Annotated in this window: 25 protein-coding genes; 8 read left to right on the forward strand and 17 right to left on the reverse strand. The window is 69.8% G+C overall.

Features of this window, described 5'->3' with window-relative positions; genetic code table 11:
* Positions 1-41: 41 nt before the first annotated feature.
* From recX to rlmE, 11 genes are all read right to left on the reverse strand, one after another.
* Positions 42-536 carry a recombination regulator RecX gene (recX, locus tag AC1PK7_RS12460; protein WP_481098338.1) on the reverse strand — a complete coding sequence of 165 codons (495 nt, stop codon included), beginning with the start codon at positions 534-536 and terminating at the stop codon, positions 42-44.
* Between the two features lie 117 nt (positions 537-653).
* The gene (gene recA, locus AC1PK7_RS12465; RefSeq protein ID WP_017910627.1) at positions 654-1,691 is read right to left on the reverse strand and encodes a recombinase RecA; all 1,038 of its coding nucleotides are present in this window, start codon (positions 1,689-1,691) and stop codon (positions 654-656) included.
* Positions 1,692-1,887: 196 nt separating this feature from the next.
* Positions 1,888-2,523: a transcriptional repressor LexA gene (gene lexA, locus AC1PK7_RS12470; RefSeq protein WP_017910626.1), complete on the reverse strand. Its 636-nt coding sequence runs from the start codon at positions 2,521-2,523 to the stop codon at positions 1,888-1,890.
* Between the two features lie 331 nt (positions 2,524-2,854).
* Positions 2,855-4,531 carry a 2-polyprenylphenol 6-hydroxylase gene (gene ubiB, locus AC1PK7_RS12475; RefSeq protein ID WP_481100892.1) on the reverse strand — a complete coding sequence of 559 codons (1,677 nt, stop codon included), beginning with the start codon at positions 4,529-4,531 and terminating at the stop codon, positions 2,855-2,857.
* A gap of 34 nt (positions 4,532-4,565) precedes the next feature.
* Positions 4,566-5,060 (reverse strand): CinA family protein, encoded by a 495-nt coding sequence (locus tag AC1PK7_RS12480; RefSeq protein ID WP_010341314.1) that lies wholly within the window; start codon positions 5,058-5,060, stop codon positions 4,566-4,568.
* A gap of 159 nt (positions 5,061-5,219) precedes the next feature.
* On the reverse strand, positions 5,220-6,545 hold the full coding sequence (hflX, locus tag AC1PK7_RS12485) for a ribosome rescue GTPase HflX (protein ID WP_267101276.1): 1,326 nt from the start codon (positions 6,543-6,545) through the stop codon (positions 5,220-5,222).
* A gap of 26 nt (positions 6,546-6,571) precedes the next feature.
* Positions 6,572-6,847 carry an RNA chaperone Hfq gene (gene hfq / locus AC1PK7_RS12490; RefSeq protein ID WP_010341316.1) on the reverse strand — a complete coding sequence of 92 codons (276 nt, stop codon included), beginning with the start codon at positions 6,845-6,847 and terminating at the stop codon, positions 6,572-6,574.
* 119 nt (positions 6,848-6,966) lie between these two features.
* The gene (gene miaA / locus AC1PK7_RS12495; protein ID WP_481098339.1) at positions 6,967-7,917 is read right to left on the reverse strand and encodes a tRNA (adenosine(37)-N6)-dimethylallyltransferase MiaA; all 951 of its coding nucleotides are present in this window, start codon (positions 7,915-7,917) and stop codon (positions 6,967-6,969) included.
* Positions 7,917-8,822 (reverse strand): dihydropteroate synthase, encoded by a 906-nt coding sequence (gene folP / locus AC1PK7_RS12500; protein WP_481098340.1) that lies wholly within the window; start codon positions 8,820-8,822, stop codon positions 7,917-7,919. Before folP ends, miaA begins: the two co-directional genes overlap by 1 nt.
* A gap of 260 nt (positions 8,823-9,082) precedes the next feature.
* Positions 9,083-11,017, reverse strand: a complete 1,935-nt coding sequence (ftsH, locus tag AC1PK7_RS12505) for an ATP-dependent zinc metalloprotease FtsH (RefSeq protein WP_010341319.1) — start codon at positions 11,015-11,017, stop codon at positions 9,083-9,085.
* 71 nt (positions 11,018-11,088) lie between these two features.
* Positions 11,089-11,721, reverse strand: a complete 633-nt coding sequence (gene rlmE / locus AC1PK7_RS12510; RefSeq protein WP_010341320.1) for a 23S rRNA (uridine(2552)-2'-O)-methyltransferase RlmE — start codon at positions 11,719-11,721, stop codon at positions 11,089-11,091.
* A gap of 66 nt (positions 11,722-11,787) precedes the next feature.
* Here rlmE and yhbY point away from each other — a divergent pair, with 66 nt between their 5' ends.
* Together yhbY and AC1PK7_RS12520 are read left to right on the forward strand one after the other, a co-directional pair.
* A complete protein-coding gene (gene yhbY / locus AC1PK7_RS12515) occupies positions 11,788-12,093 on the forward strand; it encodes a ribosome assembly RNA-binding protein YhbY (protein ID WP_010341321.1) in 306 nt (101 codons plus the stop codon).
* 19 nt (positions 12,094-12,112) lie between these two features.
* Positions 12,113-12,487, forward strand: a complete 375-nt coding sequence (locus AC1PK7_RS12520; protein WP_481098341.1) for an Mth938-like domain-containing protein — start codon at positions 12,113-12,115, stop codon at positions 12,485-12,487.
* Positions 12,488-12,973: 486 nt separating this feature from the next.
* On the opposite strand, the gene AC1PK7_RS12525 is transcribed toward AC1PK7_RS12520, so the two are convergent.
* Genes AC1PK7_RS12525 through surE form a run of 4 tightly spaced genes read right to left on the reverse strand, consistent with a single transcriptional unit; the run spans position 12,974 to position 15,858 of the window.
* Positions 12,974-13,774 (reverse strand): peptidoglycan DD-metalloendopeptidase family protein, encoded by an 801-nt coding sequence (locus AC1PK7_RS12525; RefSeq protein ID WP_481098342.1) that lies wholly within the window; start codon positions 13,772-13,774, stop codon positions 12,974-12,976.
* A complete protein-coding gene (locus AC1PK7_RS12530; protein ID WP_010341527.1) occupies positions 13,771-14,385 on the reverse strand; it encodes a YqaA family protein in 615 nt (204 codons plus the stop codon). The genes AC1PK7_RS12525 and AC1PK7_RS12530 overlap by 4 nt, the downstream gene beginning before the upstream one ends.
* 19 nt (positions 14,386-14,404) lie before the next feature.
* Positions 14,405-15,082 carry a protein-L-isoaspartate(D-aspartate) O-methyltransferase gene (locus AC1PK7_RS12535; protein ID WP_010341528.1) on the reverse strand — a complete coding sequence of 226 codons (678 nt, stop codon included), beginning with the start codon at positions 15,080-15,082 and terminating at the stop codon, positions 14,405-14,407.
* Entirely contained in the window at positions 15,079-15,858 is a 780-nt protein-coding gene (gene surE, locus AC1PK7_RS12540; RefSeq protein WP_010341529.1) for a 5'/3'-nucleotidase SurE, read from the reverse strand. The genes AC1PK7_RS12535 and surE overlap by 4 nt, the downstream gene beginning before the upstream one ends.
* Between surE and AC1PK7_RS12545 the strand changes: the two genes are divergently transcribed.
* From AC1PK7_RS12545 to AC1PK7_RS12570, 6 genes are all read left to right on the forward strand, one after another.
* Entirely contained in the window at positions 15,857-16,054 is a 198-nt protein-coding gene (locus AC1PK7_RS12545; RefSeq protein WP_481098343.1) for a hypothetical protein, read from the forward strand. The two genes, surE and AC1PK7_RS12545, sit on opposite strands and share 2 nt — an antisense overlap.
* 9 nt (positions 16,055-16,063) lie before the next feature.
* On the forward strand, positions 16,064-16,597 hold the full coding sequence (locus AC1PK7_RS12550; protein ID WP_209029074.1) for a Smr/MutS family protein: 534 nt from the start codon (positions 16,064-16,066) through the stop codon (positions 16,595-16,597).
* 350 nt (positions 16,598-16,947) lie between these two features.
* Positions 16,948-18,015 carry a VirK/YbjX family protein gene (locus AC1PK7_RS12555; RefSeq protein ID WP_481098344.1) on the forward strand — a complete coding sequence of 356 codons (1,068 nt, stop codon included), beginning with the start codon at positions 16,948-16,950 and terminating at the stop codon, positions 18,013-18,015.
* Positions 18,016-18,063: 48 nt separating this feature from the next.
* Positions 18,064-18,612, forward strand: a complete 549-nt coding sequence (locus AC1PK7_RS12560) for an RNA polymerase sigma factor (RefSeq protein ID WP_481098345.1) — start codon at positions 18,064-18,066, stop codon at positions 18,610-18,612.
* On the forward strand, positions 18,612-19,580 hold the full coding sequence (locus AC1PK7_RS12565; protein WP_420010030.1) for a FecR family protein: 969 nt from the start codon (positions 18,612-18,614) through the stop codon (positions 19,578-19,580). Before AC1PK7_RS12560 ends, AC1PK7_RS12565 begins: the two co-directional genes overlap by 1 nt.
* A gap of 221 nt (positions 19,581-19,801) precedes the next feature.
* Positions 19,802-22,084, forward strand: coding sequence for a TonB-dependent siderophore receptor (locus AC1PK7_RS12570; RefSeq protein ID WP_481098346.1), 2,283 nt, complete (start codon positions 19,802-19,804; stop codon positions 22,082-22,084).
* Between the two features lie 34 nt (positions 22,085-22,118).
* On the opposite strand, the gene truD is transcribed toward AC1PK7_RS12570, so the two are convergent.
* Together truD and ispF are read right to left on the reverse strand one after the other, a co-directional pair.
* On the reverse strand, positions 22,119-23,120 hold the full coding sequence (truD, locus tag AC1PK7_RS12575; RefSeq protein WP_481098347.1) for a tRNA pseudouridine(13) synthase TruD: 1,002 nt from the start codon (positions 23,118-23,120) through the stop codon (positions 22,119-22,121).
* Positions 23,121-23,164: 44 nt separating this feature from the next.
* Complete coding sequence (gene ispF, locus AC1PK7_RS12580; protein ID WP_481098348.1) at positions 23,165-23,656, reverse strand: 2-C-methyl-D-erythritol 2,4-cyclodiphosphate synthase; 492 nt, start codon at positions 23,654-23,656, stop codon at positions 23,165-23,167.
* Positions 23,657-23,671: the final 15 nt, after the last annotated feature.

Genomic DNA, 23,671 nt, shown 5'->3' on the forward strand with positions numbered 1-23,671 from the left:
CCGGACAAGACAACTCGCCAAGGGTAGCAGGCCCGGCCCGCTCAGTCCTCCGCAGCGTCGCGCACCGCGGCGCGGATGCTGTCGCCATCGAAACCGCGCCGCGCCAGAAGATCGGCGGCCTTGCGTTGTTGCGGCAGGTCCATCGCCCCGGCGGCGCCGAAGCGGCGTCGGACCAGATCGCGGGCATTTTCGGTCCAGTCGCCTTCGAAGGCGCCCATCGCGATGGCGATGGCCTCGCTGTCCAGGCCATGGGTGCCGAGTTCGGCACGGATGTGCAGCGGTCCGTAGCCTGCCCCGGCACGGCTGCGCACCAGCAGTTCGGCGAAGCGGCCATCGTCCTGCCAGCCCTCGCCGCTCAGGCGTTCGACCGCCTCGGCGGCAGCTTCGGCTTCCACCCCCCGGGCACGCAGCTTGCGGGTCAACTCCTTGTGCGAATGCTCGCGCCGCACCAGCAGGCCCAGCGCCTTCTGCAGCGGCGTCTGCTCTGGTTGCCGGCGACGCCGACGTGGTGCTTCCTGTGCCTGTTCGTCGCTCATGGGCGATGCCACCCCGATTCAAAATGCGCCGTCCCTGGCGCGCGCCCTCCTGGCTTGCTCAAGACTGCCGAGGGAGACGAGCGGCACTGACTCCACCGCTCCCCCGGCAGAAAACCATTACGCGTCGTCGTCTTCCGCCTCGGCCTCGCTCGGGGCGATTTCCGTGGGCTGGAACTTCTCGCGCAGCTCGCTTTCCAGCTTGGCCGCGACCTGCGGGTTGTCGCGCAGGTAACCGCGGGCGTTGTCCTTGCCCTGGCCGATGCGCTCGCTGCCGTAGCTGTACCAGGCACCAGCCTTTTCGACCAGCTTGGCTTCCACGCCCATGTCGATCAGTTCGCCTTCGCGGCTGATGCCTTCGCCGTAGAGGATTTCGGTGACGACCTGCTTGAACGGCGGCGCCAGCTTGTTCTTGACGACCTTGATCTTGGTCTGGTTGCCGATGATCTCGTCGCCCTTCTTGATCGCGCCGATGCGGCGGATGTCCAGGCGCACAGAGGCATAGAACTTCAGCGCGTTGCCACCGGTGGTGGTTTCCGGACTCTGACCCGGCATCATCACGCCGATCTTCATGCGCAACTGGTTGATGAACACCACCAGGGTGTTGGAGCGCTTGATGTTGCCGGTGAGCTTGCGCAGCGCCTGGCTCATCAGACGGGCCTGCAGGCCCGGCAACTGATCGCCCATCTCGCCTTCGATTTCGGCCTTGGGGGTCAGCGCGGCGACCGAGTCGACCACCACGATGTCCACCGAACCCGAGCGGACCAGCATGTCGGCGATTTCCAGCGCCTGCTCGCCGGTGTCCGGCTGCGACAGCAGCAGTTCGTCGACGTTGACGCCCAGCTTGGCGGCGTAGATCGGGTCCAGCGCGTGCTCGGCGTCGATGAACGCGGCGGTGCCGCCGTTCTTCTGGCACTGCGCGATGGCCTGCAGGGTCAGGGTGGTCTTGCCCGAGGATTCCGGACCGTAGATCTCGACCACGCGACCCTTCGGCAGGCCGCCGATGCCCAGCGCGATGTCCAGCATCAGCGAGCCGGTCGGAATCACTTCCACCGCTTCGATGACGCGATCGCCCATCCGCATCACCGAGCCCTTGCCGAACTGCTTCTCGATCTGGCTCAGGGCGGCAGCAAGCGCGCGCTTCTTGTTCTCGTCCATTGTGGTGTCCTTGGAAGGTGAGGAGGATTTGCGGAGTGAGGTCAATGTAAGGGCCTGGTATCGCACGGACTGAGACAGTGCGTGGCGAGATGAAAATAATTCGTCCGGACCGGGCGACGGCAGCGGCGAATGGCGATATCCGGGGTCGGAAAAGTCCGGCCGGCACTGTAGTGCATGCCCTGCTCCACGCGCGGCATCAGCGGTTGGGGCGCAGCAGGCCGCAGTACAGGCCTTCGATGGCGAACTCCTGATCCGGCAGCACCTCGATCGGCGCGTAGTCCGGGTTGCGCGGCAGCAGACGGATGCGGTCCTTGCCGATCTTCAGCAGCTTGACCGTGATCTCCTCGTCGATGCGCGCCACCACGATCTGCCCGGAACGGGCATCGCGGGTGCGGTGCACGCCGATCAGATCGCCGTCGAAGATGCCTTCGTCGCGCATGGAATCGCCCTGCACCTTCAGCAGGTAGTCCGGGGCCGGCGAGAAGAACACCCGGTCCAGTACCACGAAGTCGTCGGAACCAATGTCCGCGCCGATCGGCAGGCCGGCCGCGACGCGCCCGAGCACCGGCAGGCGCAACACGTCGGCGCTGTCCACCTGCGGCGCAGGGGCCGGCGCGGCGGCCCCACCGAGCAGGCGGATGCCGCGCGCCTGCCCGGGCACGCGGCGGATCGCACCGGCCTGCTCCAGCGCTTCCAGGTGGTACTGGGCCGCGCGCACGCCTTTGAAGCCGAAGGCGCGGGCAATCTCGGTCTGCGACGGCGGCACGCCATCGTGTTCGATGCGCTCGGCGATCAGGTCGAGGATCGCCTGCTGGGTTTCGGTCAGGTCCATGGTTAGTAGTAATACTACTAAATTGGCTGGCGAGCAACTGGCGAGCGGATTTGGGTAGCGGCGGGCAGCATCGCCGGCCGCTGAGGCTGGGCCGAGTGACAGTCTGCGATGGCTACCATCGTTGGCAGGCGGGTCGCGGCCTGTCGCGTTCTTCCAGGTCGTTACAGAGCGTCAGAGCGATGTGTGCCGAATGGTTTGGGTACCTCGCGTCGGGGCTGAAGCCCCTCCCACAAGGGAGTAAGTGCGCCGGCGCTCCCGTGGAAATGGCACGATGCCAGGCCAGCTGCCTCGAGGCCTGGCGGCGGACCATGCCCGAAGGCGCGCGCCGCACTCAGCGCCCGCTGCGCCAGATCGAGAACAGGATCCACACCCCCGACAGTGCCGCGCCGACGAAGCCGCAGACGCCGATCGCCAGCAGCCAGCGGCTGGAGATGCCGCCGACGCTGTTCATCACGATCGACGAGCCGATGATCAGCGCGGCGGTGACGATGCCCATGGTCAGGCGGTTGGCGGCGCGGTTGACCTGGTCGCCGAAGCCCTTCAGCGAGCCGGTCTCCACGTTCAACTGCAGGCGCCCGCGCCGCGCCGCCTGCAGCAGCCGGCGCGTGTCGCGCGGCAGGTCGCCAAGCAGTTCCAGCGCGCCCAGCACGGTGCGGCGGCCGCGCCTGGCCATCGCCCGCGGCGCGAACCGCTGCAGCATCACCCGCTCCAGGTACGGGGCGGCGGCGCCGGCCATGTCGAAGTCCGGATCGAGCTGGCGCCCGACGCCTTCCAGGGTCAGGAAGGTCTTGATCATCAGCGCCAGGTCGGCCGGCAGCGCCAGTGCGTGCTGGCGCAGCAGCGCGGTGACGTCGCCGAGCATGGCGCCGACCCGCAGGTCCTTCAGCGGCACGCCGCGGTACTGGTCGACGAAGGCGGCGATTTCCAGGTGCAGGCGCGCCTCGTCGACCTCGACCTCGCCGTCGGTCCACTCCAGCAGGATGTCGGCGACCGCTTCGGCGTCCTGCGTGACCAGCCCGTGCAGCAGTTGCACCACCTGGTAGCGGCGCTGCTCGGAAATGCGCCCGACCATGCCGAAGTCGATCACCGCGATGCGCTCGCCGGGCAGGTAGAAGATGTTGCCCGGATGCGGATCGGCGTGGAAGCAGCCGTCCTCCAGCACCATCTTCAGCACGATGTCGGCACCGGTGCGCGCCAGTTGGCGTCGGTCCAGGCCGGCGGCGTCGACCGCCGCCAGGTCGCGGCCGCCAATGCCGTCGACGAAGTCCTGCACGTTCAAGGTCTCGCAGGTCCACTGCCAGTGCACCCGCGGGATCACGATCTCGTCGTGTCCCTGGAAGTTGGCCGCGATGCGCTCGGCATTGCGGCATTCGCCGGCGAAATCCAGCTCGCGGCGCAGCGACAGGGTGAATTGCTGCACCACGGCGGCCGGGTGATAGCGCTTGAGGTCCGGCGCGCGCGCCTCGACGATCTCGGCCAGCCGCGCCAGCAGCCGCAGGTCGGCCTCGATCACCTCGCGGATGCCGGGGCGGCGCACCTTGATCACCACCGCGGTGCCGTCGCGCAGCCAGGCGCGGTGGGTCTGCGCCAGCGAGGCGGCGGCGAGGGGGGTTTCCTCGAGCCTGGCGAAGATCGCCGTCGGCTCCTCGCCGAGCGCCTCGATCAGTTGCGGCAGGATCTGCGGGTAGTCCAGCGCCGGCGCGGCGTTCTGCAGTTCGCCCAGTTCGTCGATCCACTCCGGCGGCAGCAGGTCCACGCGCGTGGCCAGCACCTGGCCGAGCTTGACGAAGGTCGGGCCGAGGTCCTGCAGGGCGCGCCGCACCCGCTGCGGCGCCGACATCCGCAGCAGTTCCTCGGCGTTGTGCCAGTGCAACAGGCGCCCGGCGCGTTCCAGCACGTCGGCCATGCCGATGCGCCGGACCACGTCGCCGAACCCGTAGCGGATCAGCACCGAGGCGATTTCCTGCAGGCGTCCCAGGTCGCGGACGGTGCTCAGCGCCTCCCACATCGCGCTCATCCTCGACGCAGGCGCGCGGCCACGCTCACAACAGCGCGTCCAGGCCGCGCAGGGCCGCCGCCACGGTCTGCCGGCGCACGGCATCGCGGTCGCCCGGGAACTGGAACAACTGCGCGCTGGCGTAGCCGCCGCGACGCTTCCAGCCCAGCCAGACGCTGCCGACCGGCTTGTCCGCCGAGCCGCCGCCGGGGCCAGCGATGCCGGTCACCGCGACCGCGACGCTGGCGCCGGAATTGACCAGCGCGCCGGAGACCATTTCGATCACCGTCTCGCGGCTGACCGCGCCGTGATGCTCGAGCGTCTGCGGGCGCACGCCCAGCAGCGCCTGCTTGGCCTCGTAGCTGTAGGCGACGATGCCGCAGTCGAACCAGGCCGAGGATCCGGCGACGTCGGTCATCACCTTGGCGATCCAGCCGCCGCTGCAGCTTTCGGCGGTGACCAGGCGCTCGCGCGCGGTGCGCAAGCGATCGCTGAGCGCGGTGGCCTGTTGCAACAACTCCGAATCGGTGGGAAGCGTCATGGCACAGCTCGGGAAACCAGTGCGCTTTGTAGCCCAATTCGCCGTGGCTGTCGCGCCTGCGCGTGCCGACGGATGGCCGGCCGTCAGCCAACGCGGCGCTTGTCCCGCCGCCACGCCGATCCGCCAATCGGCATCGACCGCACGACGTCGACGCGCCACTCAGCGCTGTTGCCACTCCTCCTGCTCGCGCGGCGGCAGCAGCGCCCGGATCGGCGCGCCATCGGCGGTGGCAGCCAGGCGCTCGGCCTCGGTGATCGGGATGTCCACCTGCAGCAGCCAGCCGTCCTCGTCGGCCTGCTCGCTGCGGATCACCTGCAACTGGTGCAGTTGCGAGCGCAGGCGTCCGGCGCTCGGCGGCAGGCGCAGGCTGCCCTGCACGTGGCGCAGGCCCAGCCGCTGGCCGAGCACGTGCTGCAGCAGGTCCAGGCCGCGGCCGTCGCGGGCGGAGATCCACACCCGCTCGCGCCGCGCCGTGTCCGGCACGCCGTCCTGCGCATCGTGACGCACCTCGGCGCCCTCGATGCGGTCGATCTTGTTGAACACCAGCAACTGCGGCAGTTCGCCGGCGCCGACCGCGTGCAGCACCTCGTCAACCTGGGCGATGCGTTCCTCGCGCAGCGGATCGGCGGCGTCGACCACGTGCAGCAGCAGATCCGCCTCGCGCGCTTCGGACAGGGTCGAGCGGAACGCCGCGACCAGTTCGTGCGGCAGGTTGCGCACGAAGCCGACGGTATCGGCCAGCATGGCGTTGCCGCCGGGCAGCGCGATGCGCCGCACGGTCGGGTCCAGGGTCGCGAACAGCTGGTCGGCGGCGTAGGCCTCGGCGCCGGTCAGGGCGTTGAACAGGGTCGACTTGCCGGCATTGGTGTAGCCCACCACTGCGATCCGCGGCAGCTCGCTGCGCACCCGCGCGCGGCGCATCTGGGTGTGCTGCACCTCGACCTTCTCCAGCCGCTTCTGCAACTGCTCCACGCGCTTCTGCAGCAGGCGGCGGTCGGTTTCCAGCTGGGTTTCGCCGGGGCCGCGCAGGCCAATCGAACCGCCGCGCTGGCGCTCCAGGTGGGTCCAGCCGCGCACCAGCCGCGTGGCCATGTGCCGCAACTGGGCCAGCTCGACCTGCAGCTTGCCTTCGTGGCTGCGCGCGCGCTGGGCGAAGATGTCCAGGATCAACCCGGTGCGGTCGATCACGCGCCGCTCCAGGTATTTCTCCAGGTTGCGCTCCTGGCCGGGGCTGAGCGCGTGGTTGACCAGGACCAGATCGGCGCCGCTGGCATCGGCGGCGGCCTTGACCTCCTCCAGCTTGCCGCTGCCGATCAACGTCGCCGGACTCGGCTTGTCGATGCGCGCCGTCACGGTGGCGGCGATGCTGGCGCCGGCCGAGCGCGCCAGGTCGGCGAACTCCTCCAGCACATCGTCTTCCAACGGACCGCCCGCGTAGGGCTGGATCAGCAGTGCGTGTTCGCCGCGGCGGGACCGATCAAACACCCGCGGCTCCGCTCTTCACCACCGAACTACTCGACTTCGTCATCACCCGCACTGCCACCTTCGTTCTGCTGCACATAACCGCCGCCCGGCCCCACGCGTACGTTGCGCGCCGGTACCACGGTGGAAATGGCGTGTTTGTAGACCATCTGGCTGACGGTATTGCGCAGCAGGACCACGAACTGATCGAACGACTCGATCGTGCCCTGCAGCTTGATGCCGTTGACCAGATACACCGAGACAGGGACCCGTTCGCGACGCAACGCGTTGAGGAAAGGATCCTGCAAGGATTGCCCCTTGGACATGCTTGACTCCCAGATTATTGTTTTTATTGTCCGGGACGGCACTGCAGCTCCCCTGCCGTGGTCCGGAACGTCGATGTTACACAACCGCGGGCGCCAGCACAGCGCGGCCGGCCGCCGGATCAGCCGAGGAAGGCGTCCAGGGCCGCCTGCAGGCGCCCGGCGTCATTCGCGGGGTCGAACCAGCGGGCATCCTGCTCGCCGCGCAGCCAGGTGAACTGGCGCTTGGCCAGTTGCCGGGTGGCGACGATGGCGCGGGCGCGGAAGTCCGCCGCATCGCCGATGCCGTCCAGGTACTCCCAGGCCTGGCGGTAGCCGACCGCGCGCACCGCCGGCAGCGCCAGCGGCTGCGCCACCGCCTGCATCTGCGGCAACGCGCGCAAGGCGCGCACTTCGTCGAGGAAGCCCTGCCCCAGCATCATGTCGAAGCGGGCCTCGATGCGCCCGTGCAGCACGGCGCGCTCGGCCGGCGCCAGCACCAGCTTGAGCACCCGCAGCGGCAGCCGCGGCGGCCCCGGATCCGCCTGCCAGGCACTGATCGGCCGACCGCTGAGTCGGTACACCTCCAGCGCACGCTGGATGCGCTGCGCGTCGCCGGGGCGGATCCGCTGCGCCGCCAGCGGATCGATCCGCTGCAGTTCCGCGTGCAGCGCCGCCCAGCCCTCGGCCTGCGCTTGCGCGGCCAGCGCCGCGCGCAATTGCGGGTCGGCCGCCGGCATCGGCGCCAGTCCCTCCAGCAACGCCTGGAAGTACAGGCCGGTACCGCCGGCCAGGATCGGCAGGCGGCCGCGGGCGACGATCGCCTCCAGCGCCGCGCGGGCATCGGCGGCGAACTCGGCCGCCGAATACGTCTGCCAGGGATCGCGCAGGTCCAGCAGGTGGTGCGGCACGCGCGCGCGCTCGGCCGCATCGGGCTTGGCCGCACCGATGTCCAGGCCGCGGTAGACCAGCGCCGAATCGACGCTGACGATCTCGCCGCCGCAGCGTTCGGCCAGGGCGATCGCCGCGGCGGTCTTGCCCGAGGCGGTCGGGCCCATCAGCGCGATCGCGCGCGGGCGCCGGTCGGCCGCCATCAGTCCTCGTCCGGCCAGCGCAGCGTCGCCGCGGCGGATGCGTTGGCGGCGCGCGGCAACGGCACCGCCTGCAGGGCCTGCCAGACCTTCAGCGCGTCGACGGTGGCGGCGACGTCGTGCACGCGCAGCAGCATTGCGCCACGTTGCGCGGCCAGCAGATGCGCGGCGACCGAGCCGGCCACCCGCTGTTCCGGCGCCTCGCGCCCGGTCAGCTCGCCGATGCTGCGCTTGCGCGACAGCCCGGCCAGCACCGGTACGCCCAGCTCGACCAGGCGCGTCAACTGCGCCAGCAACTGCAGGTTGTCGGCGGTGCTCTTGCCGAAGCCGAAGCCCGGATCGACCAGGATGCGCCGCTTGTCGATGCCGGCCATCTCCGCGGCGAAGATGCGCTCGGCCAGGAACCGGTGCACCTCGCCGACCACGTCGTCGTAGCCGGGTGCGCTGCCGGCGGCATAGGCGTCGGCGGGCATGTGCATCAGCACCACCGGCACCCCGAGTTCCGCGGCGGCGTCCAGCGCGCCGGGCTGGCGCAGGGCCTGCACGTCGTTGATCATGCCGGCACCGGCGGCGACCGCGGCGCGCATCACCTCCGGTTTGAAGGTGTCCACGCTCAGCGGCAGCGCCGTCTGCGCGGCCAGCCGCTCGATCACCGGGATCACCCGCCGCAGTTCCTCCTCCACCGGCACCGGGGTCGCGCCCGGACGGGTCGATTCGCCGCCGATGTCCAGCAGGTCGGCGCCCTCCGCGACCAGGCGCAGGCCGTGCGCCACCGCCGCGTCCACGCTGGCGTGCGCACCGCCGTCGGAGAACGAGTCCGGGGTGACGTTGACGATGCCCATCACCCGTGGGCGATCGAGCAGCAGCCGGTGGGCGCCGCACTGCAGGCTGGGCGAGGTGTCGAACATCGGCGGGTCTCCTGATGGTGGCCGCGACAGGCGGCGAAGCGGCTCGGCGAGCGCGGCGACGATGACGCCGGCGCGACAGCGTCGCGCCGAACGTTGCCGCGGTGCGCAGCACGCGCGCATCGGCCGGCACCTGCCGACAACGAAGCGCGCATTGTCGCCCACGCACGCCGCGGCGACGAGCCTGGTACCGCCAGACGCGTCGCCGCCGCCCACAAAAAAGCCAGGGATCGCTCCCTGGCTTTTCGGCGATCGACCCGCGCTTACAGCTGTTCGGCCGGGCCGGCGATCGGCGGCAGCGGCCGCGAATTGCCCTTGTCGTTGCTGCCGTCCTTGCCGGACTTGTTCCAGCCCATCGGCGGCGGCGGATCGCGGCCCTCCATGATCGCGTCGATCTGCGGCGCGTCGATGGTCTCGTACTGCAGCAGCAAGTGCGACATGGTGTGCAGCTTGTCGATGTTGTCGGTGAGGATCTTCTTGGCGCGGTTGTAGGCGTTGTCGAGGATCTCGCGGACTTCGTCGTCGATCTTGCGCGCGGTCTCGTCGGACACGCTCTTGTGCTGCGTGACCGAACGCCCCAGGAACACCTCGTCCTCTTCCTCGCCGTAGGCGATCGGCCCCAGCTCGTTGGACAGGCCCCACTTGGTGACCATGTTCCGCGCCATCTTGGTGGCACGCTCGATGTCGTTGGAGGCGCCGGTGGTGACCTTGTCGGAACCGAAGATCAATTCCTCGGCGACGCGGCCGCCATACAGGGTCGCCAGGCGGCTGTGCAGGCTCTCGCGGGTGGAACTGTAGCGATCGCCCTCGGGCAGGAACTGGGTGACACCCAGGGCACGGCCGCGCGGAATGATGGTGACCTTGTAGACCGGATCGTGGTCGGGCACCAGACGGCCGATGATGGCGTGCCCGGCTTCGTGATACGCGGTATTGGTCTTCTCTTCCTCGCTCATCGCCATCGAGCGGCGCTCGGCGCCCATCAGGATCTTGTCGCGGGCGCGGTCGAAGTGATCCATGCGCACTTCCTTGACCGACTCGCGCGCGGCGAACAGGGCCGCCTCGTTGCACAGGTTGGCCAGGTCCGCACCGGAGAAGCCCGGCGTGCCGCGCGCGATCACCATCGGCTCGATGTCGTCGGCCAGCGGCAGTTTGCGCATGTGCACCTTGAGGATCTGCTCACGGCCGCGCACGTCCGGCAGGCCCACCACGACCTGGCGGTCGAAGCGGCCCGGGCGCAGCAGCGCCGGATCCAGCACGTCCGGACGGTTGGTCGCAGCGATCACGATCACGCCCTCGCCGCCCTCGAAGCCGTCCATCTCCACCAGCAACTGGTTGAGGGTCTGCTCGCGCTCGTCGTGGCCGCCGCCCAAACCAGCGCCGCGGTGACGGCCCACCGCATCGATTTCGTCGATGAAGATGATGCACGGCGCGTGCTTCTTGGCCTGCTCGAACATGTCGCGCACGCGGCTGGCACCGACGCCGACGAACATTTCCACGAAGTCCGAACCGGAGATGCTGAAGAACGGCACCTTCGCCTCGCCGGCGATCGCCTTGGCCAGCAGGGTCTTGCCGGTACCCGGCGGGCCGACCATCAGCACGCCGCGCGGGATCTTGCCGCCGAGCTTGGTGAACTTGGTCGGGTCGCGCAGGAAGTCGACCAGCTCGCCGACCTCTTCCTTGGCCTCGTCGCAGCCGGCCACATCGCCAAAGGTGATCTTGATCTGGTCCTCGCCCTGCAGCTTGGCGCGCGACTTGCCGAAGGACATCGCGCCCTTGGCACCGCCGCCCCCGCCCTGCATCTGGCGCATGATGAACAGCCAGAAGCCGATGATCAGGATGACCGGCAGGAAGTTCAGCACCAGCGACCAGAAGCCCGGACCGTTGTCGGGCTTCTGCCGGGTGATGTCCACGTTCTTGCTGTACAGCACGTCGATCAGCTTGTCGTCGCTCGGGCCGTACACCGAGCCCTCGCTGCCGTCGGCGCGCTTGAAGCGAATCGCGTTGACCGAGAGATTGGTGGCGTCGGTGAAATCGACCGACTTCACCCGCCCGGCATCGACGTCCTTGAGGAACTGGGAGTAGGTCACGGTGTCGACGCCCGCACCGCCGGCCAGCCGCGGCGAGAAGCTGTTGAACACCACCATCAGCACGACGGCGACGACTACCCACAACAGCAGATTCTTGGTCAAGTCGTTCATCCTCATTGGCTCCGGTGTCCCTTCAACTCTGTCTCGATGCGTGGCATTGCGGATTCAGCCTTGCGTTCAGCTTACTTGATCTGGGCGCGCTTGCCCTGTCCGAGGGCGTAGACCTCCGGCGAGCGCTTGCGCGACGCGGCCGGCTTGCGGATGGTCACCTTCTCATAGCGGCGGCGCATGTCGCGGATGTAGTCGTCGAACCCCACGCCCTGGAACAGCTTGATCAGGAACGCGCCATTCGGCTTCAGGTGGCTGTCGGCGAACGCCATCGCCAATTCCGCCAGATGCATCATCCGCGGCTGGTCCACCGCGTCCATTCCGCTCTTATTGGGGGCCATATCCGACAGCACAAGGTCTACCGGGGTGTCGCCCAGCATGGCCTCGAACTGCGATAGCACCGTGTCTTCCCTGAAGTCACCGTGAAGGAACTCCACGCCGGCCAGCGGCGGCATCTCCAGGATGTCCAGGGCCAGCACCCGGCCGCGGTCGCCCATCGACTTGCGCACCTGCTGCGACCAGCCGCCCGGGGCGGCGCCGAGGTCGACCACCACCATGTCCGGCTTGAGCAGCCTGTCGCGCTGCAGCAGTTCCTCCAGCTTGTAGGCCGCGCGCGAGCGCATGCCTTCGGCCTGGGCCTTCTTCACGAAGGGGTCGGCGAAATGTTCGCGGAGCCAGCGTTGGCTGCTTTTGCTGCGGGTGGCCATGGACGCACGGTCGGGAGGGGCGGCCATGATACCCTGATCGCCCTTGCCAACCCTGCTCCCACCTGCATGTCCATCAGCCTGACCTCGGCCCAGAACCGCTTCCTGCGCGGCCTGGCCCACGACCTCAAACCCCTGCTGCAGATCGGCAGCAAGGGCGTCACCCCGGCCTTCCTGGCCGAACTGGACGAGGTGCTGGAGCGCCACGAACTGGTCAAGGTGAAGGTCGGCGGCGACGACCGCGAGGCCCGCGACGCCGCCATCGGCAGCCTGGTGGAGCAATCGCACAGCGTGCTGGTGCAGCGCATCGGCCATACCGCGATCCTGTATCGCCCGGCCAAGGAAGACCGGCAGATCGTGCTGCCGCGCGCTTGAGCGCGCTCCCGGTGACCTCATGCAACTGACCCAGGACCTGCCCGACTACGCCTACGCCCTGCGCATGGCCGACGGCCGCCAGGCCAAGGTGAACGACCGGCTGCTGACCCGCAGCTTCATCCTCGCCCCGGACACCCTGGTCGAGGACTGGCAGGCGCCGCTGGCCGGCGACCTGCAGCCGCAGCATCTGCAGCCGCTGCTGGACCTCAGCCCGGCCCTGGTGATCCTCGGCACCGGCGAACGCCAGGTGTTCCCCGCCGCGGCGGTGATGGCGCTGTTCCTGACCCGCGGCATCGGCGTCGAAGTGATGAACAACGCCGCCGCGGCGCGCACCTACAACGTGCTGGCCGCCGAAGGCCGGCGCGTGGCGGTCGGGTTCCTGCTCGAAGGCTGAGCCAGGCGTCTCTGCGGACCCGTTCCACGCCCTCCGCAGACATGCACTCCCGTAGGAGCGGCTTCAGCCGCGACCTGTGACATTCCCTAGAACCCCGGTCGCGGCTGAAGCCGCTCCTACGAAAGCCGGAGATGGAGACCGGCGACACGCTGCGTCAGGGCGGCACCCATTGGTCGCGCCAGCGTTACTTCGGCGGCAGATACAGCAGCGGGTCGACCGGCTTGCCGTTGTAGCGGGTGAGCCGGCGGCGCTTGCGGCCCACTGGGCCGCGCCGTCGGCGAACGCCCGGCGCGCTGCGCCGGGCCGGGGATCCGCCCACGCGACGACGCAACCGGTTACTTCGGCGGCAGATACAGCAGTGGGTCCACCGGCTTGCCGTTGTAGCGGGTGAGCCGGCGGCGCTTGCGGCCCACTGGGCCGCGCCGATGGCGAACGCCCGGCGCGCTGCGCCGGGCCGGGGATCCGCCCACGCGACGACGCAACCGGTTACTTCGGCGGCAGATACAGCAGTGGGTCCACCGGCTTGCCGTTGTAGCGGATCTCGAAGTGCAGCATGTCGCGCGCCGCGCCGCTGTGGCCCATCTCGGCGATCTGCTGGCCGGCCTTGACGTTCTGGCCTTCGTTGACCAGGCGCTTGCGGTTGTGGCCGTAGGCCGACAGCCACTGTTCGTTGTGCTTGACGATGATCAGTTCGCCATAGCCGACCAGGCCGGCGCCGGAATACACCACCACGCCATCGGCGGCGGCCCGCACCGCCTCGCCGTTGCTGCCGGCGATGTCCACGCCCTGCTTTGTGGTTTCGCCGCTGACGAAGCGGCTGACCACTACGCCATCGGCCGGCCAGCGCCAGGAGAAGCCGCTGCTGACCGGTGTCGGCGCCGGCGCGACCGGAGGCCGCGCGACAGTGCCGGCACCAGACGACGGCGGCGGCACCACAGGGCCAGCGCCGGGCCGTGCGGCGACCGTGCCGCCAGGCGGGTACAACCGCAGCGATTGCCCCGGGTAGATCGTGTACGGCGGCTGCAGGCCGTTCCAGCTCGCCAGGTCCTGCGGGGTGATGTTGTTGGCGCGGGCGATCGCGTACAGCGTGTCGCCGCGGCGCACGGTGGCGCTGACCCCGGGCTTGGGCACGGACACGCGCGGCGCCGAGGCGGCAGCGGTGCCGCGCACCGGCGCGCCGCCCGGCGTGCGCACCACCGTGGCGCTGCTGCAGGCGCCAAGCGCCACCGCCACCAGCACACCCAGGCCGCAACGCAGGCCGTTCCGCACCACCCGATCGACGCTCATCCGAACTTGGCTCTCCATATGACCCACACCACCAGCAGCGCCAGGATCGCCGAGGCGACCCAGCCGAGCGGCTCGATCCAGCGGCGCAACGCGGCTTCCGCGCGCGGCCCGCCGAGTCGGATCGCTCCGGCCACCAGGTACACGCGCTTGCCGCGTCCCACCAGCATGCTCGCCAGGAACGGTAGCAGCGGCACCCCGACGATGCCTGAGGCCCAGGTGAATATCTTCAGCGGAATCGGGGTGAAACCGGCGAGCACCAATAGCCAGAACGCGCGCCACGGCGACTCGGCGATGACCTCGCGCAGATGGCTGACCTGGGCGTCGATCTTCTGCGTCCAGCCCAGCCATTCGATCAGCGGCTGCACCGCGGCGAAGGCGAAATGCCCGAGCAGGTAGCCGATCAGCGCGCCGGCCAGGGAGCCGAGCAGGCTCAGCGTGGCGAACCACAGCGCGCGCCGCGGCTGCGCCAGCGACATCGGCGCCAGCATCACTTCCGGCGGCACCGGGAACACGATGGCCTCGGCGAAACTGAGCCCGGTCAGCAGCGCCGGCGCGCGGCGATGCCGCGACCAGCCGATGGCACGTTCGTACAACGGCCCGAAAATCTTCATCCAGCGAGGCTCCGAAAGGTCAATCCAGCATGCCCGACAGCAACGGGACGAAGGTCACCGGCGCCAGGACGTCTTGTTCGATCTGGCCGTCGGCCGCGCGGCGCAGGCGGATCAGCGATTGTGCGGACGGGCCGCCGACCGGCGCCACCAGGCAACCGCCCGGAGCCAGTTGTTCGACCAGCGCGTCGACCAGCGCCGGCGCCGCGGCGGTGACCACGATGGCATCGAAGGGGCCGTGCTCGGGCCAGCCGATGCGGCCGTCGTCGTGCTTGCTGCGCACGTTCATGCCGAGCTGGCGGAAACGCTTGCGCGCCTGCCGCAGCAGGTCGCCGATGCGTTCGACGGTATGCACCTCCAGGCCCAGCGCGGCCAGGATCGCCGCCTGGTAGCCGGAACCGGTGCCCACTTCCAGCACCTTCTTCGGCGCCGCTTCCAGCACCGTCTCGGTCATGCGCGCCACCACCCACGGTTGCGAGATGGTCTGGCCATGGCCGATCGGCAGCGCGGTGTCCTCGTAGGCGCGCGAGGCCAGCGCCTCGTCGATGAACAGATGCCGCGGCACTGTGCGCACCGCGTTGAGCACGCTCTCGTCGCGGATGCCGGCTTCGCGCAGGCGTTCGACCAGGCGGTCGCGCACGCGCTGCGAGGTCATGCCGATGCCGATCGCTTCCGGCTGCAGGCGCAACCGCGGGGTCATGCCGGGCGGTCCAGCGCGGCGGTGAGGCCGCCGACCCAGCTGGCGACCTTTTCCAACGCCTGATAGCGGGTCAGATCGACCTGGATCGGGGTGATCGAGATGAAGCCGGTGCGCACCGCATGGAAATCGGTGCCGGGGCCGGCATCCTGCTCGCGCCCGGCCGGGCCGATCCAGTACACGGTGGCGCCGCGCGGGTCGGTCTGCGGCAGGCACGGTTCGGAGCGGTGGCGGTTGCCGAGCCGGGTGACCTCGAAACCCTTGATCTCCTGCCACGGCAGGTCGGGCACGTTGACGTTGAGGATGGTGTCGGCCGGCAGCGGATCGGCCTTGAGCTGGGCCACGATCTCCACCGCGGCGCGTGCGGCGGTCTGGAAATGCTTGGGGTCGTGGTTGTGGGTGACCAGCGACACGGCCACCGCGGGCAGTCCGAGGAAGCGGCCTTCCATCGCCGCCGAGACGGTGCCGGAATAGATCACGTCGTCGCCGAGATTGGCGGAATTGTTGATGCCGGAGACCACGATGTCCGGGTCGAACTCCAGCATGCCGGTGAGCGCCAGATGCACGCAGTCGGTCGGGGTGCCGGCGACGCTGCAGGTGTCATGGTCGATGCGCTTGAGCCGGATCGGCAGATCCAGGGTCAGCGAATTGCTGGCGCCGGACCGGTCGCGGTCGGGTGCGACCACCGTCACTTCGTGGCCGGCGCCGCGCAACTGCTCGGCCAGCATGCGGATGCCGGGGGCGTCGACGCCGTCGTCGTTGCTCACTAATACGCGCATGGTGCTCCTCGAAAACCGGGGCATGATACCGGATGCGTCCGGCCAGGTCGCTGACGGCGCGCCGACGATCGCGGTGGCGGCCTTCGCGCGGCAGCCGACAGCGGCGCTGTCCATGGCAAGCAGCGTGACCGCGATCCATGGCGCAGGCGCTGCCAGCGACACCCGCGCTCACCTCAAACCAAGCAGCACGCTCTAAGCTGTGCGCATGGCGCATTCCGACGACGAAGACCCCGCTGCCCTGTTCCGTGCGGCCATCGGCAAGGTGGCCCCGCTCAATGCGACGCCGCCGGCCAACCCCAAGCCGCGCCCCAAGCCGCGCGCACGCATGGCCGAACGCGACGACGCCGAGGCACAAGGCGAGTTCCAGCAATTGCTCCGCCAGAGCGCACCACTGGAAGCCGGCGACGTGGCCAGCTACCGCCGCGAGCATCTGCCGGCGCGGGTGTTCCAGCGCCTGCGCAAGGGCCAGTTCTCGGCCCAGGACGAACTGGACCTGCACGGCGCCACCGCCGCCCAGGCCGAGACGCTGCTGCGCCAGTTCCTGGCCGAAGCGCACGCGCACGAGTTCGGCTGCGTGCGGATCGTCCATGGCAAGGGCCTGCAATCCGGCGGCGTGCCGCTGCTGAAGAATCTGGTGGACCGCCTGCTGCGCCAGCGCAACGACGTGCTGGCCTTCCATTCGGCGCCGACCGCGCAAGGCGGCACCGGTGCGATGCTGGTGCTGCTGGCGCGGCGTTGAGCCGCGCCGCGGCTGCCGGCATCAGAGCGCGGCTTAAGGAAGACAGCGCACCGCCGAGATCGCCGGCACCGGGTCGTGTTGTCCACACGGAAGCAGGAAGCGCGACGGATCTGTCACGGTGGCGTAGGAGCGGCTTCAGCCGCGACCTGCATGAACGAGAAAGCCCCTCGCTGCTGAACCTTGGCGCAGCGACGCGACCTCGCGTGCAGCCGCGGCATGCGCGCGCAGGTCCCCGGTCAGGCCAGGCCGGCAGGCCGCGCACGCAACCGAGCATCTCGCATGCGCACGCATTTCAATTTTCGCCCGCTGAAACGTCTTGTCAGAGAGTACCGCCCCTCTGCGAGCCGAACGTGACCGACGCGACCACCGAATTCCTCCTGCAACCCACTGATCTGGTGGACGTTTCCGCGAGCGCTGCAGCGTTCGAGTCGACATCGGCCCGGCTGGCCCGGCCGTCACCGTCGCCCCCGCCGAGCGGCAAAGCTGCGCCGTCCCGCTGGTGGCCGCTGTTCCTGGCGTCGTTCCAGGGGCGGACCGACTGGCACGGCAACCCGGCGCAGCGCGGGATCAAGGCCACCAAGTACCTGCTGCGTGCGCTGCGCATGCCTGCCACGCATCTGCGTTTCCTCGACGAGCTGCGCCGCGATCCGCGGATGCGCGGCTATGCCGAGCGCGATCCACGCCTGCTCGAGCGCCACCTGCACCGTTTCGTCAACACCCGCTGGGACAGCAAGGCGCGGCTGCGCCACCTCCGGCAGCACTATCGCCTGATGCTCGAGCGCCTGCCGGCTGGGTTGTTCGACGCCATCTACCGGCGCGGCCAGGCGGACCTGGGGACGCTGCCGCTGCACGATGGCAGCGCACTGACGCTGTCCCTGCTGCCGCCGGCGCCGATGAGCTGCGAAGGCGAACTGTGGCTGCAGCTCAGCGACGCGGCGGGCCGCCAGTTGTACCGCCTGGTGCTGACGGCGACCGGCGACGACGCCTCCCCGACCGTGCTGATCGGTTGCCTGCAAGGCCCCAGCGGCGGCGATGCCCGCGACGTGGTGCGGACGCTCACCAAGCAGATGCACGGGCTGCGGCCCAAGCAATTGATGCTGGCGCTGGCCTGCACCTTTGCCGAGCGCATCGGCGCGCGTGCGATCCGCGCCGTCTGCAATGCCGCGCATCCGCTGCAGCGCAAGCGGCAGGCATTCCTGTCCGACTACGACGCGTTCTGGATCGAACAAGGCGGTACGCCCATTGCCGATGGCTGGTTCGCGTTGCCACTGACCCCGGCGCGCAAGACGGTGGCCGATGTGCCCAGCCAGCACCGCGCGGCGTTTCGCCGCCGCGAGGCATTGCGCGCGCATGCCGAGGGCCTGCTGGCCGCCGCACTGCCGACCGCGTGCGCCGCCGCGCCGCGTGGCGGCCAGTGAGCCTGGCTATACTGCCGCGGCCGCTTCCCTGCAGGAGCACCAGCATTCGTGAGCCGGGCCGAGCACACCGAAGGCGCGCCGTCGCCGGAGCGGGCACAGGCGCATCACGTCGACGCGTTGTTCAAGGAACATCACCGCGCCCTGCTCGCCTTCCTGCAGTGCAAGCTCGGCTCGATGGCGGACGCGCAGGACGTGGCCCAGGAGGCGTACATGCGCATCGTGACCCTTGAGCGTCCGGACACGCTGACATCGCCGCGCGCCTATCTGTTCCATGTCGCCTCCAACCTGGCGGTGGACCGGCTGCGCATGCGCAAGGTCCGCGAAAACGCCGCAGTGGAGCTGCCGGAGCACGACCTGCCGCTCCCGCCGGTTCCGGAGCGGCACGCCACGGCCAGCGAACAACTGCGCGCGCTGACCCGGGCGCTGCAGGAACTTCCGGCCAAGACCAGCCGCGCCTTCGTGCTGCACGTGATCGAAGGCAAGGACTTCGGCATGATCGCCAAGGCGATGAACGTGAGCGAACGGATGGTCCGCTACCATGTGGCCAACGCGCTCGCGCATTGCCGCAAACGCTTCGACGAAGCGGAGATCCCGTGATGGACAGCGGCATCGACAAGCACATCCTCGACGACGCCGCGCGCTGGTGGACACTGCTGCGCGAACCAGACAGCAACGAGGACACCGTCGCGCGCTGGCTGGACTGGACGGAGGCCGACCCGCGGCACCTGCAGGCGTTCGAGCAAATCAATGCGCTCGGCGGCGAGTTGCGCACGCTCGATCCCGCGGCGCGAGACGAACTGGTCCGCACCTTCGCGCCACCGCGCTCGCGCTGGCGGCCGCTGCAGGTGGCCGCCTGCATCGGCGTGCTGGCGCTCGGCAGCGCCCTCGTCTGGCGGCAGCTGCACCCGCCGCCGGTCACCCAGGTCTACAGCAGCGCGATCAGCCGCCACCACGACATCGTGCTGGCGGACGGATCGAAGATCGCGCTCGGCGGCGCCTCGCGGCTGAGCACCCGCTTCAGCGCCGCGCAGCGCCACGTGGACCTGATCGCCGGCGAGGCCTTCTTCGAAGTGGCGCATCACGCCGGGCGCCCGTTCGTGGTCGACGCCGGCGGCGTGTCGATCCTGGACGTCGGCACCGCCTTCGATGTCAGCCGCGACGGCGACCGCGTCGAGGTCGCGGTCACCCAAGGCCGGGTCCGCATCTACGGCGCCGGCCAGGTACCGGCCGACGGCAGCGGGGGACTGGAAGCGGTGGCCGGGCAACGCGTGTCCTACGATCCGGCCAGGCCCACGCTGCAGGTCAGCCAGATCGACGTGGCGCAGGCCACTGCCTGGCGCGATCACCGGCTGGAGTTCGTCGATACGCCGCTGGATACCGTCATCGCCAGGGTCAACCGCTACAGCGACCGCCCGCTGCGCCTGGCCGACCCGGAGCTGGCGCGGCTGAGCTTCACCGGTACGGTCGACACCCAGGCGACCGCGCAATGGATCGACGCCCTGCCGCAGGTGTTCCCGTTGCGGGTACGCCAGGGCAAGGACGAGATCGTGCTGAGCCACCGTTAGGCAGCGCCTTCCGCCCAGCTTCGCCTGAGCAGCGCGCGGCGGCCGGACGGACCGGGCGCCGCGTCGGGAAGGCCACGCATGGCATAATTCGCGCTTCCGCTGGGGGGCGAAGTGCAGTGCGTGGGCTGAGGCGAGTGATCATCTGCGGCAGTCTGGCGCTGCCGCTCGTAACCTGGAACCAAGCTCCAGCCGCGCCCCTCCCGTCCGATGCACGCCAGATCGTGTTCTCGATCCCGCCGCAGGCGCTGTCCACGGCGCTGATCGCATTCGGCAAGCAGGCCAAGGTGCAGGTGCTCACCGCCAGCCCGACCCTGTCCGGGTTGCGCAGCGATGGGCTGCAAGGCGTATTCACCACGGACGCGGCGCTGCAGCGCCTGCTGCAATCCAGTGGCCTTGCATACAGCATGCTCGATGCGAATACCGTGGCGGTCACCCCCGCCGCTACGGCGCCGGTCGACTCTGCGGACGCCGCCGATGCGCACCGCGCCGGCACCCCGCCCAAGCTGCTGGAACAGGTCGACGCCGCGGCGCTGACCGAGCACGCCATGGGCGACGTGCCTGCCTATGCCAGCGACGCGCTGCGTTATGCCGCCGATTCCATCGCCGTGCCGCAGTCGGTGAACGTGGTCGCCCCACACCTGCTGGCATCGCAACAGGTGCGCACCGTCGCCGACGCATTGCGCAACGTGGCCAGCGTGCAGCAGATCGAAAACCCGTTGCGCGCGCCGCTGTTCAAGATCCGCGGCATCTACACCGGCAACGGCATGACCGATGGGATGCCGAACAGCTTCGTCGGGCTCGGTGGCTATCCGCCGATGATCGGCGTGGAGCGGGTCGAGGTGCTCAAGGGGCCGGAATCGATCCTCGGCGACAGCAACGGCGGCGACATGAGCGGACTGATCAACGTCGTCACCAAGCAACCGCTGCGCAGGCCGCAGCGCGAACTGAGCTACGTCCTCGGCGAACGCGGCGACATGCAGGCCGGGCTCGATGCGACCGGGCCGATCGGCGCCACGCCGCTGAGCTACCGGCTGGTTGTCTCCGGTCAGCATACCGATGCCACGGCGCAGGGCTACGGCCCGCGCAACGCCGCCTACCTGGCGCCGTCGATCGCCTGGCAGGGCGAGGACAACCGACTGGTGCTCGGCGTGCAGCGCGTGACCGACCGCGAGCCGGCCGCCGACCACGCGCTGCTGCTGCGCAACCGCGTCTCGGCGATGACGCCCCGGGCCTTGCGCCTCGGCAACCCGCAGGACCACACCGCCTACCGGACCCAGCGCGCCTACTACCTGTTCGATCAGCGGCTCAGCGACCGCTGGCAACTGCGCAGCCGCGGCCAGTACGTCACCCAGGCCGTCGACGCGCGCAACTGGGGCATGTTGTCGCCGTCGCCGAACGGCATCGTGCGCGCCTATGCCGAGGCCTACCGCAATACGACGGCGTACTCCACCATCCAGAACGACCTGATCGGCAGCTTCGGCGACGGGCCGCTGCGACAGACCGTGACCCTCGGCCTGGACTACACGCGCGCGCGCCTTGGCAGCAGCGATTACTTCATCCGGATGCACCGCAACCGCTACGACGTGTTCGGCGACGAGCGGCTGGGTCCGGTGCACTGGCCGCGTTCGCAGCGCGGCATCCGGCATTCCCCGGGCAGCCCCTGGTCGAGCCGCAGCGGCATCCTGCTGCAGGACCAGATCAGCATGGGCGAGCGCTGGGACGTGCTGCTGGCGCTGCGCCGCTCGGCGTACGAGATTTCCAGCTACGACGCCAGGGGCAAGCTGCGCCAGTTGCGCCGGCGCCGCTGGGTCCCCAATGTCGGCGTGGTCTACAAACTGACCCCCGAGGCGTCGCTGTACGCCAGCACCATGAACGGCTTCGCGCCGAGCGCCGTGCTCGGCAAGAATGGCCGGCCGCTGCCGCCCGCGTTGTCGCGGCAGGTGGAGGTCGGTGCGAAGTTCGATCTGTTCGACCACCGGGCGCGGCTCAGCGCCGCCTACTACCAGATCACCGTCGACCGCAGTTTCGATCTGGTGCTGGCGCATCCGTCGTACTTCGCCAGGCCGATCGACAGCCAGAGCAACCGCGGGCTGGACGTGGATTTCGTCGGCACCCTCGCCCCCGGCCTGGAACTGAGCAGCAGCCTGGCGCTGGCCCGCATCGGCCGGCGCGACGGCACGCCGACCACCGGCGTGCCGCGCACGCGCTTCACCCTGTGGAGCAGCTACCAATTTCAGGACAGCCGCTGGAGCGGCTGGGGGGTGGCAGGCGGCATCCTCGCGCGCGATCACACCCTCGGCCGCTGCCTAGCCGGCGGCTATTTCAAGATTCCCGGACAGGCCAGCGTGGACGCGAATGTGTCCTATCACACCGAGACCTGGGGCGTGACCGTGGGCATGCGCAATGTCTTCGATCGGCGGCTCTACGCCGACGAGTTCGACGAGACCTTCGTGCCGCTGCCGGAGGGACGCAGCCTGCTGTTGACCGGCAGCTACCGGTTCTAGGGCGCAGCGGCCGGCGTGGCGGACGTGACCACGCTCAGGCCTCGGTGGACGCCTGCGGCGCTTCCTCGACCTGGCCGAGTTCGTGCAGCAACGCGGTGGCGTAGCTGCCCGGCGGCAGGGCGAAACGCAGCTCCAGCGCGTCGCCCTGCCCGTCCAGCCAGCGCCACTGCAGGTCGGCCACGCGCAGGCGGGTCGCCCGCCGCTCCTGCTTCAGCCCCTCGCGCTCCAGGCCTGCGCGCAGGCGAAGCGCGACGGCCTCGTCCAGTGCCGCCAGCTCCAGCGCACGCGCCGCCTCGGCGCTGCGCAACTCGCCGGCGCCCCACAGCGGCGCCGACGGATGGATGTCGAATCGCTGCAGGCGCTCGGCCAGCGCCTCCGACCACGGCTCCGGACCGAACACGCTGCGGCTGCCGTCGAGCATCCACACTTCGCCGTCCAGCGCGCTGTCCCAGTTGCCGGCGGCCACGCGTGCGGCCAGCACCCGGTTGAACAATTCCGAACGGGCCGCCGACAGCAGCAGCGAGCGCTGCTCGCGCCGCACCCGGCGACCACCGAACATCGCCAGTGCGGCGCCGACATTGCTGCCGTCGCGACCGAAGCGCTGTTCGCCGAACCAGTTGGGAATCCCGCGCGCGGCGATCTGCGCCAGCCGCGCCTCGATCGCGGCGCGCTCGCCGCGCACCTCGCGCAGCGCCAGCACGAAGCCGTTGCCGGCCAGCGCGCCGCGCGGCAGCTTGCGGTTGTGCCAGTGCGACTCCAGCACCTGCAGGTCCGCGTCCTGCAGGCTGTCCAGGGACGGCGCCACGCGCTTGGGCAGATGCACCGAAAAGCGCTGGGTGGTGACCGCATGCCGGTCCTTCATGCCGGCATAGCCGATCGCCAGTTCCGCCACCCCGGCCCACTGCGCCAGGCGGCGCGCGGCGAAGGCGGTGTTCATGCCTCGCTTGCGCACCGTCAGCAGCAGGTGTTCGCCTTCGCCGCTGGGCGCGAACGCCGGCACTTCGTCGACCTGGAAATCCTCGGCGCTGCAGCGCATGCGCGCCTGCAGGGGCGCGGGCCCGAACGCGCGCGGCAGCTCACTCACAGCGCCACCAGCAAGGCCACCGCCTGCGCCGCGATGCCCTCGCCGCGGCCGGTGAAGCCCAGCTTCTCGCTGGTGGTGGCCTTGACGCTCACGCAGTCCAGTTCGACCTGCAACAGTGCCGCCAGGCGTTCGCGCATCGCCTGCGCATGCGGGCCGACCTTGGGCCGTTCGCAGATCACGGTGACGTCGACATTGCCCACGCGCCAGCCGCGCGCGTGCAGCAGGCCCATGCAGTGATCGAGGAACTGCGCGCTGTCGGCGCCCTTCCAGCGCGGATCGGACGGCGGGAAATGCTGGCCGATGTCGCCCAGCGCCAGCGCGCCGAGCAAGGCATCGCACAGGGCGTGGATCACCACGTCGCCGTCGCTGTGGGCGAGCACGCCGCGCTCGTGCGCCACGCGCACGCCGCCGAGCATGAGGTGGTCGCCATCGCCGAAGGCATGGACGTCGTAGCCCTGGCCGATGCGGATGCGGGGAAGTTCAGACATAGGCATGGAGACATC

This window comes from Xanthomonas sp. NCPPB 3174 (assembly GCF_056725205.1).